This window comes from Pseudomonas sp. ADAK18, assembly GCF_012935695.1.
Classification (GTDB): Bacteria; Pseudomonadota; Gammaproteobacteria; order Pseudomonadales; family Pseudomonadaceae; genus Aquipseudomonas.
In genome coordinates this window covers 4,220,606-4,235,006 of record NZ_CP052859.1, presented here as the reverse complement: position 1 = coordinate 4,235,006, position 14,401 = coordinate 4,220,606, and the positions used below count along the sequence as shown (strand labels likewise).

13 protein-coding genes are annotated in these 14,401 nt (G+C 60.0%); 5 read left to right on the top strand and 8 right to left on the bottom strand.

The genetic code is table 11. The features are described from left to right. The first annotated feature begins 104 nt into the window (after positions 1–104). The 3 genes from HKK55_RS19110 (at position 105) to HKK55_RS19100 (ending at position 2,165) form a co-directional block, all read left to right on the top strand. On the top strand, positions 105–815 hold the full coding sequence (locus tag HKK55_RS19110) for a tRNA-uridine aminocarboxypropyltransferase (protein ID WP_169356100.1): 711 nt from the start codon (positions 105–107) through the stop codon (positions 813–815). Positions 816–1,076: 261 nt separating this feature from the next. Continuing rightward, positions 1,077–1,727 carry a response regulator transcription factor ErdR gene (gene erdR, locus HKK55_RS19105; RefSeq protein ID WP_169356099.1) on the top strand — a complete coding sequence of 217 codons (651 nt, stop codon included), beginning with the start codon at positions 1,077–1,079 and terminating at the stop codon, positions 1,725–1,727. A gap of 75 nt (positions 1,728–1,802) precedes the next feature. Beyond that, entirely contained in the window at positions 1,803–2,165 is a 363-nt protein-coding gene (locus tag HKK55_RS19100) for a diacylglycerol kinase (RefSeq protein ID WP_155581311.1), read from the top strand. A 4-nt stretch (positions 2,166–2,169) separates the two neighbouring features. Here the strand turns inward: HKK55_RS19100 and HKK55_RS19095 are convergent, their stop codons facing one another. Further along, on the bottom strand, positions 2,170–3,096 hold the full coding sequence (locus HKK55_RS19095) for a LysR family transcriptional regulator (protein ID WP_155581312.1): 927 nt from the start codon (positions 3,094–3,096) through the stop codon (positions 2,170–2,172). A 124-nt stretch (positions 3,097–3,220) separates the two neighbouring features. Between HKK55_RS19095 and fpr the strand changes: the two genes are divergently transcribed. Continuing rightward, positions 3,221–4,000, top strand: coding sequence for a ferredoxin-NADP reductase (fpr, locus tag HKK55_RS19090; protein WP_003231344.1), 780 nt, complete (start codon positions 3,221–3,223; stop codon positions 3,998–4,000). A gap of 120 nt (positions 4,001–4,120) precedes the next feature. Here the strand turns inward: fpr and tsaA are convergent, their stop codons facing one another. The 5 genes from tsaA to rimO all read right to left on the bottom strand — a co-directional run bounded on the left by tsaA (position 4,121) and on the right by rimO (position 8,056). Then, positions 4,121–4,816 (bottom strand): tRNA (N6-threonylcarbamoyladenosine(37)-N6)-methyltransferase TrmO, encoded by a 696-nt coding sequence (gene tsaA, locus HKK55_RS19085; protein ID WP_169356098.1) that lies wholly within the window; start codon positions 4,814–4,816, stop codon positions 4,121–4,123. A 3-nt stretch (positions 4,817–4,819) separates the two neighbouring features. After that, positions 4,820–5,281, bottom strand: coding sequence for a DUF1456 family protein (locus HKK55_RS19080; protein ID WP_169356097.1), 462 nt, complete (start codon positions 5,279–5,281; stop codon positions 4,820–4,822). A 76-nt stretch (positions 5,282–5,357) separates the two neighbouring features. After that, positions 5,358–6,068 (bottom strand): rRNA pseudouridine synthase, encoded by a 711-nt coding sequence (locus HKK55_RS19075; protein WP_169356096.1) that lies wholly within the window; start codon positions 6,066–6,068, stop codon positions 5,358–5,360. A gap of 82 nt (positions 6,069–6,150) precedes the next feature. Then, positions 6,151–6,624 carry a GNAT family N-acetyltransferase gene (locus HKK55_RS19070; protein ID WP_169356095.1) on the bottom strand — a complete coding sequence of 158 codons (474 nt, stop codon included), beginning with the start codon at positions 6,622–6,624 and terminating at the stop codon, positions 6,151–6,153. A 103-nt stretch (positions 6,625–6,727) separates the two neighbouring features. Beyond that, positions 6,728–8,056, bottom strand: a complete 1,329-nt coding sequence (rimO, locus tag HKK55_RS19065) for a 30S ribosomal protein S12 methylthiotransferase RimO (protein ID WP_178128886.1) — start codon at positions 8,054–8,056, stop codon at positions 6,728–6,730. A gap of 317 nt (positions 8,057–8,373) precedes the next feature. Between rimO and HKK55_RS19060 the strand changes: the two genes are divergently transcribed. Further along, positions 8,374–10,275 (top strand): potassium transporter Kup, encoded by a 1,902-nt coding sequence (locus HKK55_RS19060; RefSeq protein ID WP_169356093.1) that lies wholly within the window; start codon positions 8,374–8,376, stop codon positions 10,273–10,275. A 166-nt stretch (positions 10,276–10,441) separates the two neighbouring features. Here HKK55_RS19060 and HKK55_RS19055 read toward each other — a convergent pair whose 3' ends face one another. Further along, a complete protein-coding gene (locus HKK55_RS19055; RefSeq protein ID WP_169356092.1) occupies positions 10,442–11,728 on the bottom strand; it encodes a virulence factor family protein in 1,287 nt (428 codons plus the stop codon). Continuing rightward, complete coding sequence (gene mprF, locus HKK55_RS19050; RefSeq protein ID WP_169356091.1) at positions 11,728–14,370, bottom strand: bifunctional lysylphosphatidylglycerol flippase/synthetase MprF; 2,643 nt, start codon at positions 14,368–14,370, stop codon at positions 11,728–11,730. Before mprF ends, HKK55_RS19055 begins: the two co-directional genes overlap by 1 nt. Positions 14,371–14,401: the final 31 nt, after the last annotated feature.

Sequence of the window (14,401 nt, the reverse complement as noted above, 5' to 3'; positions counted from 1 at the left end):
GGAAGTGCAGGTGAGGGTGGCGGGCTCTGGTAAACTGCCGCGACTTTATGCCTTTCCCGAGTTCTATCTGTGTTGATCTTCACTGCTTTGCGTTGGCGCACCCGATGAGCCACGCCGTCTCCCGTTTGCGCACCCAGCGCCTGGCCCGGGCCATCAAGCCTTTTGTCGCCCGTGGTTCTCGCGCCGAGCGCTGTCCAGGCTGCCGGGTCATCCCCGAGTATTGCCTGTGTGCCTGGCGGCCGAAGGTCCAGGCCAAATCGGCCATGTGCCTGTTGATGCATGACGTGGAACCCATGAAACCCAGTAACACCGGCTGGCTGATTGCGGATGTGATCGACGACACGACGGCGTTCCCTTGGTCGCGAACCGAGGTAGAGCCTGAACTGCTGACGCTGTTGGCAGACCCGCAGTGGCAGCCTTATATCGTGTTTCCCGGTGAGTTCGTGGCCCCTGAACGGGTGGTCAACAAGGTCAAGCTGGCCCCTGGCAAGCGTCCGCTGTTCATCCTGCTGGACGGAACCTGGAGCGAGGCACGCAAGATGTTTCGCAAGAGCCCGTACCTTGAGCACTTACCGGTACTGAGCCTGGAACCTGAGCAGCTATCGCGCTACAAGCTGCGGCGCTCCAAGCGTGATGATCACTTCTGTACCGCAGAAGTCGCTGCCCTGTGCCTTGAGCTGGCGGGAGATCAGCCGGCCAGCGAGGTGCTGGACGCTTATCTGGACGTCTTCAGTACTCACTATCTGGCTGCCAAGTTTCAGTTGGCGCTGGATCCGCAGGACGTTGTTCATACACGCCTGACACCTTATCTATAGGCATCCTGGCCAGAGGACCTTGGCATGATGGCAAGGCAACCGTCGTACCCGGTAAAATACCCACGGGCGTAGCGCTTGACCACCTAGGCTGCGCTGGGCATGCTTGGCGCCGATTAGGGCACCGCCGTAAATTTCAAACGTCGTGAGTTGTGCTTTTGGCGTTGAACGTGCCCTGTGGTGCCTGCCTTGCAGACACCTTGTGTTGCCTTGGCGAGCACTGAACCCATCGGTGCTCCCATAAAAAACAGGATCATTTGAAAAATGGCCACATACGAAATCCTGATTGCCGACGACCATCCACTATTTCGCAGCGCACTCCATCAGGCCGTTACCCTGGGCCTGGGGCCGGAGGTACGTTTGGTCGAAGTCGCCAGTATTGCCGAGCTGGAAACCCGCCTCACCGAAAAATCCGACTGGGACCTGGTGTTGCTGGATCTGAACATGCCTGGCGCCTATGGTTTTTCGGGGCTAGTGCTGCTGCGCGGGCAATACCCGCAGATTCCCGTGGTGATGGTTTCGGCCCAGGAAGAAGCATCGGTGGTGGTGCGCTCCAAGGAGTTCGGGGCCAGCGGTTTTATTCCCAAATCCAGTTCCATGGAAGAGATTCAAAAAGCTGTGCGCATGGTGCTGGACGGCGATGTCTCCTGGCCGCCACAAGCGTTCGAAGAGATCAACGTCTCCGATGAAGCCAAGGCCGCACGTGATGGCCTGGCCAGCCTGACGCCCCAGCAGTTCCGGGTGCTGACCATGGTTTGCGAAGGGTTGTTGAACAAGCAGATTGCCTACGAGCTGAGCGTGTCCGAAGCGACCATCAAGGCTCATGTAACGGCGATTTTCCGCAAGCTTGGGGTGCGTACACGAACCCAGGCGGCGCTGCTCTTGCAACAACTTGAGTCAATTTCACAACAGTAAGACGGTATACATTCACGCTTTTTTGACTTTGCGTGCTCTAGTTTCCCCACTCCTTTTTTTGCAGTTGCCTACTCTATGTCGCCTTTCAAAGGTCAAACCGGTATCAAACGTATTCTGAACGCAGGCGGTTATTCCCTGGATGGCCTGCGCGCGGCTTTCACTGGCGAGGCGGCGTTTCGCCAGTTGGTGTTGCTCAACGTCATCCTGATTCCGCTGAGTTTTTTCCTGAATGTCAGCCGGGTCGAACGGGCGTTGTTGATCGCGGTCTGTCTGCTGGCGTTGATCGTCGAACTGCTCAATTCGGCGGTAGAAGCGGCTATTGACCGGATTTCCCTGGATCGTCACCCCTTGTCGAAGAACGCCAAGGACATGGGCAGCGCCGCGCAGTTCGTGGCGTTGACCATGATTACCCTGGTGTGGGCCGTGATCCTGATCTAAGGCTTCAGGCAATGTTGGGCAGCACGATCTCGTCGCTGCGCTGCACCCCTGCGGTAAAAGACCGGCAGAGCTCCAGAAACTCACGCATGGCCGAGGTCTGGTATTTCTGTTTGTGCCAGATGAAATAGAACTGCCGGGCCAGGTCCAGGTCCGGGGTTTCTACCGGTACCAGGCTGCCGCGCCGGAAGGCATCGCGCAGGGCCAACCGTGAGATGCAGCCAATCCCCAGTCCCGACTCCACCGCGCGCTTGATGGCCTCGGTGTGTTCCAGCTCCAGGCGGATATTCAACGCACTGCGGTGATGCCGCATGGCCTGGTCGAAGGTCAAGCGCGTGCCGGAGCCTTGCTCCCGCAGGATCCAGGCTTCATGAGTCAGCTCCTCCATGGTGGCTTGGCCGCGCTGGGCTAAGTGATGCTGGGGCGCGCAGAACACCACCAGTTCGTCTTCCACCCAGGTTTGCACCTCGATGTCCGGGTGGCTGCAGTCGCCTTCGATTAGACCCAGATCAATTTCGTAGTGCGCCACCTGATGCACGATATGCGCGGTGTTTTGCACATGCAGCTTCACCTGGCTCTCCGGGTGCTGCTGCATGAAGCTGCCGATCAGCAGCGTGGCCAGGTAATTACCGATGGTCAGGGTGGCGCCGACTGCCAGGGAGCCGAAGCCCGACTTGCCGTTGAGCAGGTCCTCGATCTCCTTGGCCTGGTCCAGCAGTGCAACGGCCTGGGGCAGCAGCTGGCGGCCGAGGGCATTAAGGCTCAGGCGTTTACCGGCACGGTCGAACAATTGGCAGCTGGATTGACGCTCCAGCTCAGTAATTGAGGTGCTGGCGGCGGATTGAGATAAGGCCAGAAGGCCAGCAGCGCGCGAGACGCTTTCCTGCTGGGCGACGGCGACGAAGACTTGCAGTTGACGTAGAGTAAATCGCATATCTATATAACCGATAACCCTTATCTTAATAATCCAGTTAACAGATATTGTCGCCGCCATTAGAATGCTGTGCAATTGCGCATCTATCATTTGGCGCAGACCCATTTCCAGGAGTTCCCCGTACATGAGCAACATGAACCACGAGCGTGTCCTCAGTGTTCATCACTGGAACGACACTCTGTTCAGCTTCAAGTGCACCCGCGACCCGGGCCTGCGCTTCGAGAACGGTCAGTTCGTGATGATCGGCCTGCAACAGCCTAACGGCCGCCCTCTCATGCGTGCTTACTCCATTGCCAGCCCGAACTGGGAAGAGCATCTGGAGTTCTTCAGCATCAAGGTCCCGGATGGCCCGCTGACTTCCCAATTGCAGCACTTGAAGGAAGGCGACGAGATCATCATCAGCAAAAAACCGACCGGCACCCTGGTGCTGGACGATTTGAAGCCGGGCAAACACCTGTACCTGCTCAGCACCGGTACCGGTCTGGCGCCGTTCATGAGCGTTATCCAGGATCCGGAAACCTACGAGCGTTTCGAAAAAGTGATCCTGTGCCACGGCGTGCGCTACGTCAACGAAGTCGCTTACCGCGAATTCATCACCGAGCATCTGCCGCAGAACGAGTTCTTCGGTGAGGCCCTGCGTGACAAGTTGATCTACTACCCAACCGTGACCCGCGAGCCCTTCGAAAACGAAGGCCGCCTGACCGACCTGATGCGCAGCGGCAAGCTGTTCACTGACATTGGTCTGCCACCGATCAACCCCGAGGACGACCGCGCCATGCTGTGTGGCAGCCCGAGCATGTTGGACGAGACCAGCGAAGTGTTGAACAGCTTCGGTCTGAAGGTTTCGCCGCGTATGCGTGAGCCGGGTGATTACCTGATCGAGCGTGCGTTCGTCGAGAAGTAAACGCGACGCAAAAAAAATGTGGGAGCGGGCTTGCTCGCGAAGGCGATGTATCAGTCAAATATGCATCAACTGATACTCCGCCTTCGCGAGCAAGTCCGCTCCCACAGTTGTTTTCGGCGTTTACCCGGCCGCAACCACTTCCAGCACACAAATCATTCCGGCTTCTGGATAGTGCCACCGCACGTCCACATCCCAGAACCGCGCCCCATATTCCCGCTCGGGCCCTGGCGTCTGGTACGCCGGTCGTGGATCCTGTGCCAAACACTGCTCAATCAACGCGACTAATGGCTCCCCAAGGCGCTGAGCGTGGCCTTGTGCCTGTTGCAGGGCAGACTTCAGCCACTGCACGGGAATCAGCTGCGGCGCGGCACTGGCGATGCTATTGGTCGCTGTATCGATGATGTCGGCGTAGGGCACATACGGCTTTATGTCGAGAATTGGCGTGCCATCCAGCAAGTCAATGCCGGATATCCACAGGCGATTGGCTTCCACCTTGTCTAGTTTCACCACCGATTGGCCGATGCCATTGGGGCGGTGAGTGGCACGGGTGGCAAAAACCCCCATGGATTTGTTACCCCCCAGGCGCGGCGGGCGGACTTTCAGGCGGGGCTTTTCTTCCAGGGCCTGGTGAAACAGAAACAGCAACCACACGTGGCTGACCTGTTCCAGGCCTTGTATCGCCTCGCCCTGATCGAACGGCGCCACCAACTCCAGCACGCCTCGGGCAGCGGGCGCCAGTTGCGGCTGGCGCGGGATGGCGAACTTCTCCTTGAAGCAGGAGCGGACGAAGCCGATGGGCGAGACGCTGTAGCTCATGGCTTAGGCGCGAACGCGCAGCGTCAGGCCCTTGAGGAAGTTGCGCAGCAACTGATCGCCACAAGTGCGGTAGTTGGTGTGGCCGAATTTGCGGAACAGTGCGCTCAGTTCCGGCTTGGACACTGGGAACTCGGAAGCCTTGAGGATGGCGTGCATATCGTCTTCCTTCAGTTCGAAGGCGACCCGCAGTTTCTTCAGGATGATGTTGTTGGTCACCGGCAACTCGATCGGCTGTGGTGGACGGCTCTCGTCCTTGCCACGCTTGAAGATCACCAGTCCATCGAGGAAATGCGCCATGACGTCGTCCGGGCAGAACACAAAGCCTTCTTCTTCGTCTTTCTTGAGGTAGGTCAGCAGGTCGTCCTTGGTGACATCCATGCCGCCGAGCTTGATGATCTCGACCATCTTGTTGTCGCTGATGTCGAGCATGTAGCGCACGCTGCGCAGTACGTCGTTGTGAATCATGTTGGCAATCCTGGTCATTCAACTGTGAACACCGCCCAGAGAGGCGGTGTCGAGAGGTTCGGCGGCGAAAGAGCGGTTAGAACTTCTCTTTGCCGGACAGATAGCGCCATTGGCCCACCGGCACTTTGCCGATGGAGACTCCGCCAATGCGGATGCGTCGAATGGCGACGACCTTCAAGCCAACGGCTTCGCAGAACAAGGCAATCACACCCGGTTGCGGATTTTTCAGCGCAAAGCGCAGGCGGTTCTCGTTCTGCCAGCTGGCTTTCACCGCTGGCAACTCCTTGCCCTTGTACGTCAGGCCATGGTTCAGGCGGTTGAGGCCGTGTGCAACCATGTCCCCGGACACTTCAACCACGTACTCCTGCTCGATCTTGGCAGCATCGGCTGTCAATTTGCGCAGGATTTTCCAGTCCTGGGTAAACACCAGCAGACCGCTGGCGTTGGCTTGCAGGTCGGCGCTGGCGGTCAGGCGCAGGAAGTGGCCCTTGAGCGGGCGCTTGCCGAAGCGGTGCTCATCCGACAGGGTCTCGGCGCTGATGGACTGCATCGCAGTCTCGGCGTCCACGCCAGCCGGTGCGTGCAGCAGGATGGTCACCGGCTCCGGGGCCGTGGCCTTGGCGTCGGGGTCCAGTTCGACTTTTTGGGTGGCGACCTTGAACTGCGGTTCGTCGATCACTTCGCCGTCCACCGTGACCCAGCCGCCTTCGATGAACAGCTCAGCCTCCCGACGGGAGCAGCCGACCAGTTCGATGAGGCGTTTGGAGAGACGTATGGGGTCAGTCATGACAAGGGCCGTAACAAAAGGGGGCTGCTATTGTACCTGTGTGGCGCCGGTTAATCCCGGCCCCATTTCAGTGCTGCGGCTTTTAGCCACTGCGCGCCTGCTGCTGTCCCTGGCGCAAACGCATATGCAGCAAAGGATAAGGTTGCCCCATGCCGTCATGGTCGGTGCGTCCGATGACTTCAAAACCCTGTTTGAAGTAGAACCCCAGGGCTTGCGGGTTCTGTTCGTTGACGTCCAGCTCATCGGCATTCAACTGCTCGATCGCATAGCGCAGCAGTTGTCGGCCCAGGCCCTGGCCACGGTGTGCAGGGTCGATAAACAGCATCTCGACCTTGCCCGCCGCCACGCCCGCAAAGCCGGTGATGTGCTGGCGCGAGTCCTTGGTGCAGATCAGCATCACTGCATCCAGGTAGCGGGTCAGCACCAGGTTTTTCAGCAACTCGATGTAACTGTCCGGCAGGAAGTCATGGGTGGCTCGCACCGACGCCTCCCAGATGCGGGCCAGTTCCTGATAGTCGCTGGATTTGGGTGTATGGATAACCGAATGCTGACGCATGCCCGCTGCCCCTTGCCAATGATTGGCGCTGATGGGCAAAACGATAGACCTAAAAAAGCCCCGCATCTTGTTAAAGAGCGGGGCTTTTTCAATTCTTTACACCTTATGCGCGCTTTTCAGCCCAGAGGTCGTACTCGTCGGCATCCGTCACGGTGCACCAGACTTTGTCACCTGGTTTCAGGTCGCTGGCATCGTCGATAAACACGTTACCGTCGATTTCCGGTGCGTCGAAGAAGCAGCGGCCAACCGCGCCTTGCTCGTCGACTTCGTCGATCAGCACTTCGATCTCCCGGCCGATGCGCAGTTGCAGGCGCGCCGAGCTAATGGCCTGTTGGTGCGCCATGAAACGCTCCCAACGGTCTTGCTTGACGTCATCTGGAACAATCGCTGCGTCCAGCAGGTTGGCCGGAGCACCTTCCACCGGTGAGTACTGGAAGCAGCCAACGCGGTCCAGTTGTGCTTCGGTCAGCCAGTCCAGCAGGTACTGGAAGTCTTCTTCTGTCTCGCCGGGGAAGCCGACGATGAACGTGGAGCGGATGATCAGTTCCGGGCAGATCTCGCGCCAGTTCTTGATCCGCGCCAGGGTTTTGTCTTCGAAGGCCGGGCGTTTCATGGCCTTGAGGATTTTCGGGCTGGCGTGTTGGAACGGGATGTCCAGGTACGGCAGGATCTTGCCGGCGGCCATCAACGGGATCAGCTCGTCAACGTGCGGGTACGGGTAGACGTAGTGCAGGCGTACCCACACGCCGAGGCTGCTCAAGGCTTCGCAGAGTTCGGTCATGCGGGTTTTCACCGGCGCGCCGTTCCAGAAGCCTGTGCGGTACTTGATGTCGACGCCGTAGGCGCTGGTGTCCTGGGAAATCACCAGCAACTCTTTGACGCCGGACTTGACCAGGCGCTGGGCCTCGTCCAGTACGTCACCCACCGGACGGCTCACCAGCTTGCCGCGCATCGACGGGATGATGCAGAAGCTGCAGCTGTGGTTGCAGCCTTCGGAAATCTTCAGGTACGCATAGTGACGCGGGGTCAGCTTGATGCCTTGTGGCGGTACCAGATCGATCAGTGGGTTGTGATCCTGACGCGGTGGGACCACTTGGTGCACGGCATTAACCACCTGCTCGTACTGCTGCGGGCCGGTCACGGCCAGCACGCTCGGGTGCACCTTGCGGATGTTGCCTTCTTCGACACCCATGCAGCCGGTGACGATGACCTTGCCGTTTTCCTTGATGGCTTCGCCGATCACTTCCAGGGATTCCGCCTTGGCCGAGTCGATAAAACCACAAGTGTTGACCACCACCACGTCCGCGTCCTGGTAGGTGGACACGACGTCATAGCCTTCCATGCGCAGCTGGGTGAGGATGCGTTCAGAGTCGACCAGAGCCTTTGGGCAACCCAGGGATACAAAGCCGACCTTGGGGTTGGCTTTTGCGATGGTGGTGGACATGTCTAACCTCGGCATTGAATGACGCCGCCACCGTGAAGGGCAAGGCGGCGGACGGGCACTTGGTGTGCCTCTGATCAAAAAGTGCGCAATTCTATCGACGGGAATCGCTCTTGACCAGCTTTATGCAGGGAAATACGACGAGTGCTGCGCTATGCTTCGCGCCGTTGCACCTGGGTGAAACCCTGTGGTCAATAAATCGTCTGTAACGAGAAGTAAAACAGCGCATGCTGTGCACAGCTTAGGCGCCGGCCTACGGATGTGCTGTTTATAAAAGACCTCAGGTCAAAAAAGGGCAGGAGTGGTTAATGGGTCAGGCAAGTAGTCAGGCAGCAGGTGCCGAGCATTCCAACGCAAAGCCGATCGGCATGCTGGTGGCCGCAGTGGGGGTGGTTTACGGCGATATCGGCACCAGCCCGCTCTATACCCTCAAAGAGGTGTTTGCTGGTGGTTACGGGGTTCAGGTCAACCACGACGGGGTCTTCGGGATTCTGGCGCTGATTTTCTGGTCGCTGGTCTGGGTCGTTTCGATCAAGTACGTGCTGTTTATCCTGCGTGCGGACAACCAGGGCGAGGGCGGCATCATGGCCCTGACGGCGCTGGCCCGGCGGGCGGCGGCACCTTATCCACGGCTGCGCGCGGTGTTGGTGATTCTTGGCTTGATCGGCGCGGCGCTGTTTTACGGCGACAGTATGATCACCCCGGCGATCTCGGTGTTGTCGGCGGTGGAAGGCTTGGAGTTGGCCTTCGATGGCCTTGAGCGCTGGGTCGTGCCGTTGGCGCTGGTGGTTCTGGTGGCGCTGTTCCTGATCCAGAAACACGGCACCGACCGTATCGGCAAGCTGTTCGGGCCGGTGATGGTGGTGTGGTTCCTGGTACTGGCTGGCCTGGGCGTGCATGGGATTGCCCAGCATCCTGAGGTGCTCAACGCGCTGAACCCTGTCTGGGGCGTGCGCTTCTTTATCGTCCACCCTGGCATGGGGGTGGCGATTCTCGGTGCGGTGGTGCTGGCGCTGACGGGTGCCGAAGCCTTGTACGCCGACATGGGCCACTTCGGCCGCAAGCCGATTGCCCGCGCCTGGTTCGCCTTGGTGCTGCCGGCGCTGGTACTCAACTATTTCGGCCAGGGCGCGCTGTTGCTGGAAAATCCGGAAGCCGCGCGTAACCCGTTTTACCTGTTGGCGCCGAGCTGGGCCTTGGTTCCGTTGGTGGTGCTGTCGACCCTGGCGACGGTGATTGCGTCCCAGGCGGTGATTTCCGGGGCGTTCTCCCTGACCCGCCAGGCGATCCAGCTCGGTTACATCCCGCGTATGCACATCCAGCACACCTCCAGTGCCGAACAGGGCCAGATCTACATCGGAGCGGTGAACTGGACATTGATGTTTGGCGTAATCCTTTTGGTGCTGGGCTTCGAGTCCTCTAACGCCCTGGCGTCGGCCTACGGCGTAGCAGTGACGGGCACCATGTTGATCACCAGTATCCTGGTGTCGGCGGTGATGCTGTTGCTGTGGAAATGGCCACCGGTGTTGGCGATCCCTGTGTTGATCGGTTTCCTGCTGGTGGACGGGCTGTTCTTTGCCGCCAACGTGCCGAAGATCGTCCAGGGCGGTGCCTTCCCGGTATTGGCGGGGATTGTGTTGTTTGTCCTGATGACCACCTGGAAGCGCGGTAAGGAGCTGTTGGTGGATCGCCTGGATGAGGGTGGGCTGCCGCTACCGATTTTTATCAGCAGTATCCGCGTACAGCCGCCCCATCGGGTGCAGGGCACGGCGGTGTTCCTGACCGCACGGCCTGATGCGGTGCCTCATGCCCTGTTGCATAACCTGCTGCATAACCAGGTACTGCACGAGCAGGTGGTGTTGCTGACGGTGGTCTACGAGGACATTCCCCGTGTGCCGGCCCAGCGCCGTTTTGAGGTCGATTCCTACGGTGATGGGTTCTTCCGGGTGATCCTGCACTTTGGCTTCGTCGATGAGCCAGACGTGCCCGAGGCGCTGAAACTGTGCCACTTGGACGACCTGGATTTCAGCCCAATGCGTACCACCTACTTCCTCAGCCGCGAGACGGTCATTGCCTCCAAGCTCGATGGCATGGCGCGCTGGCGAGAAGCGTTGTTCGCCTTCATGCTCAAGAACGCCAACGGCAACCTGCGCTTCTTCAAGCTGCCGGTGAACCGGGTGATTGAGCTGGGCACTCAGGTAGAAATGTAAGCCCAATGAAAAGCCCCCGTTGCCTTGCGGCAGCGGGGGCTTTTTTGTGGGCAGACTACTTGATTTGGAATGCTATCCACTGTGGGAGCTGGCTTGTGTGGGAGCGGCGGTGCGACGATTCGACTTGCCCGCTCCCACATTTGACCGAGTAGCGCCGGCTACTCAATCACTCTTCCTTCGCTTTTCCTTGGCGCTTCTCGATGATGTCCACCAGGCGCTTGGCCAGCGCTGGATAGTTCTCGTCGAAGTGGTGTCCACCGGGCAACTTCACCGCTTCTCCTACGGCAGTCTTGTCGGTGCAGCCGCTCTCGTCGACTTCCTCTGCGCCGTAGATGCACACCACTTTATCAGCTGGCAACTTGGCCATTTCCGGGCCGGTGGCGGCTTCCTTGCCGGCATTACCCAACCAGCCTTCTACTTCAATTTCAAAGCTGCCGGTGCGGGCAAAGGCCAGCAGGATGATTGCATCCACTCGTTGCTGCTCGCTTTCCGGCAGACGGTTGTAGATCGCTGGCAAAACATCGGCACCAAACGAATAGCCGGTCAGCACGAAGCGCTTGGTGCCCCACTTCTGCCGATAGTGCTGCATCAGTTCAGTGAGGTCTTTGGCGCTCTGTTCCGGGGTCTTGTGCTGCCAGTAGTAGCGCAGGGTGTCGATGCCCACGACCGGGTAGCCGATCTTGGCCATTTCCCCGGCCACGTCGCGGTCCAGGTCGCGCCAGCCGCCGTCACCGGACAGGAACAGCGTCACGGTGTCCTTGGCTTGGCCGGCAGGCACTTCCACCACAGGAATCGCCAGCCCACCATTGTCCGAACCCACCAGTTGCTTGCGCAGTTCGTTGTTCAGGATTTGTGGGAAGTGAATGTCATAGTCGCTGATGCTGGTGGTCGCGCGCGGGGTATCCCGTACGAAACTGGCACTCTCATCGTCAGGGTTGTCGTTCCACGCTACCAGCCAGTTACCGTGGGCCGAGGTTTTCGGCAGCGGGTCCTTGCAGCCTTCCTGGACCAGGGTGAAGCCGACGGAGATGGCATTGGCCTTGTCGTCGTTCTGCGTGGCCAGCCAGCGCCAGGCCAGGGCTGCGCCAGGGCCGATGCCGCTGACCAGCGTCGCCGGGCCTGTGAGTTGGCTCAGGGCGGTTTGCAGGGCTTGTTCCTGCAGCTTGCAGTCATCCTTGGGTAGGATTACCTGGACGATCTGCGCAGCTGCGCCCTGGCTCAAGGCGATCAGTTGGCTATCGGTCAGGGTTTCGTCGGCCATCACGGCCACGGCCACCCGGGCCTTGGGCGCGGTGCCAGGCGTTACGCGGGTCAGCACGGTGCCGTCGGCTTGTGGGAACTGTTCCAGCGTCGGTTGCGGTGCGGTGCGATTCCAGTACCAGTAGCCGCCACCCAGAATCAGTGCCAGTACCACCAAAAATGCCAATACATACCGCCAGGAGCGTCGAATCATTAGCGTTTCACCAATCCAGTCAAGCCGCCCGCAATCAGGGCGGCGGTATCGGCCAGTGCCACCAGCGGATCAAGTCCTGCGGGCACGGCCATGTAACGGGGTTCCCAGTCAGGCTGGAACTTGTCTTTGAAGCGGCGCAAGCCTTGGAAGTTATACAGTTGCTCACCGCGGCGGAATACCATCGAACCCAAGCGTTGGGTCAAGGGGGCGCCGCGTCGTGGTTGCAAACCCGACAACGGCACCATGCCGAGGCTGAAACGGGCGTAGCCGTGACTCTTATAATGTTGAATCAGGCCGACCATCATGAATTCCATGGTCAGCTTCGGCGCGTCCGGGTGCGCGCGCATCAGGTCGAGACTGGCCAGGTCATGGTTGTAGGTCTCGAGCAGGTTGGCGAAAGCCACCGTGCGCCCTTCGAAGCGAATGATCGCAATGCGAAAGTGCTTGAGGTAGTCGTCGCTGAAGCGTCCCAGGGAGAAGCCTTTTTCCCGCACGTTCTTGCCGGTCAGCCACGCATCGGAGATGACTTTAAGCTCATCCATCGGTGCCTGGCCCGCCTCAAAAATCTCCAGGGACAGACCGTCCCGGCTCCCGCGGTTCCAGGTATAGCGCAGGTCCTTCATCTCTTTGCCCTTGGCTTCCAGGTCAAAGCGTTTCAGGTCGACGCGGGCTTCTTCGCCCAGTTTGATCGCCGTCAGGCCGATGTCCATGTAGTAGGGCAGGTTCTCGGCCCGGACTTGGTAGAACACCGGGCGCGCATGGTGAATGTCGCACAGGTCGCGGAACTGCCAGATCATTTCGGCCCGTTGCTGGGTCGGGCCGATCGGGTCGTAGAGGGCTACCAGGCTGCGGCCACGGCGGGCGTACATAAGGAACGCCTCGTCGTTGGGGTGAAACAGCAGCGCCTTGTCACCGGTCAACGCCAGGCCTCCGTCGGGTTGCGCCGAGGCCATCAGGATCTTGGTGGCACGCTCCAGTTCATCCGGGGTCGGCAGGTGGATCACGGGGCGCGCGGTGCGCAACAGCCAGGTCAGGGACACAATCACTAGCAGTACCGCAGCACCCAACAGTGAGCGCAGGCCGCGCGGGGCGTTGGCGTCTAGGGTGAACTGCCACCACAGTTGATGGCTGTAGGGTACGTCCTGATAAGCGAACAGCAGCAGCCACATAGAGGCGCCGAGCACACAGACACTGGCCACCAGATACAGCGGCGAGAACGGCAGTTCGGTCAAGCGGCTGGCGCGGTAGAAGGAGCGCCGAAAGATCGCCAGCAGTACGGCGGTCATGGTCATCAGGCTTGCTTCTTCCCAGTCGAAGCCCTTGAGCAGCGACAGCAGGGCGCCGGTCAGCAGCAAGACCATGGTCAGCATCCAGGCCGCCGACAAACGTCGGCGCAGGCCCTGGGCCAGCAACAGGCACAGCACGCCGATCAGGCTGGCACCGAAGTGCGACGCGTCAATCAGGCGATGAGGAATCAGGAAGCCGATGTTTTCCAGGCGTGAGTCGATTTCCGGGGTGGCGCCGGAGAACAGCAGCACCACGCCGGACAAAAAAACCAGCACTGCCAGCACGGGTGCGGCCAAGCCCGAAGCGACCCGCAGACTTTGTTGGGTCTGGAACAGACGCTGGGCTTCGTTGACCAGCAAGAACACACAGGCGATCAACAGTGGCAGCACCACATAGATCATCCGGTACAGCAGCAGGGCGGCGGCCAATGGCGCGGCACCGAGTTTGTCGGCGAAGGCCGCCAGCAGGATGGCCTCGAACACGCCGACACCACCCGGCACATGGCTGAGCACGCCAGCGGCGAGGGCCAACAGGTAGACCAGCAGGAACGGCCCAAAAGGTGGCGCTTCCGGCAGCAACATATAGAGCACGGTGGCGGCAGCGGCGACGTCCAGAGCGGTGATGATCAGTTGCAGGAAGGTCAGGCGTCGACCGGGCAGGCGCAGGGTACGACGCCCAGCTTTGACCAGCAGGTTGTCTGGATAAGGTTGTTCTGGCAGGCGACGACGATAAATGCCGATGCACAGCACCGCGGAGAGCAGCAGGATGGCGCCGGCGATACCGCCGAGCAGGCTGGCCGGCAGGTGCAGGGCGTTGGCGGCCGCCGGCAAGTTGCTCAGGGTGGCCAGGGCAGCCAGCGGGGGCAGGGCGCAACCGAGGGCCAGGCTGGCGAACACCGTCATGTGGGCAACTTCTGACGCCCCGATGCCATGACGTGCATATAAACGGTAACGCACCGAGCCGCCTGAGAGCATCGACAAGCCAATCGCATTGCCGATGGCAAAGGCGGTAAAACCGCCGAGGGCCAGGGTCTTGGCTGGCAGCTTTACGCCAGCATAACGGGCGCCGGAAAATTCATAGCCCAGCAGAATAATGAAGCCGGCGATGGCCGCGGCGAGCGCGCCCAGCAACGACGGTTTCGGCACTTCCAGGATCGAGTCGTGGAGCGCGTACAGGTCCAGCTCAAGCAGCAGGTGGCGACAGGCGATCAGGGCAATAGCGAACAGCAACAACGTGACGGCCAGCCCGATGGGTTGACGGTATTTGCTCAACAGATCCAGCCAGCGCAAACGGGTGGGAGTGATCGGTTGTGTCGCTGTGACGGTGTCTTGTGGTTCAGACGAGTTGGCGCGCATCAATCACCTCGTGGATTGTGCGCGACAGGAT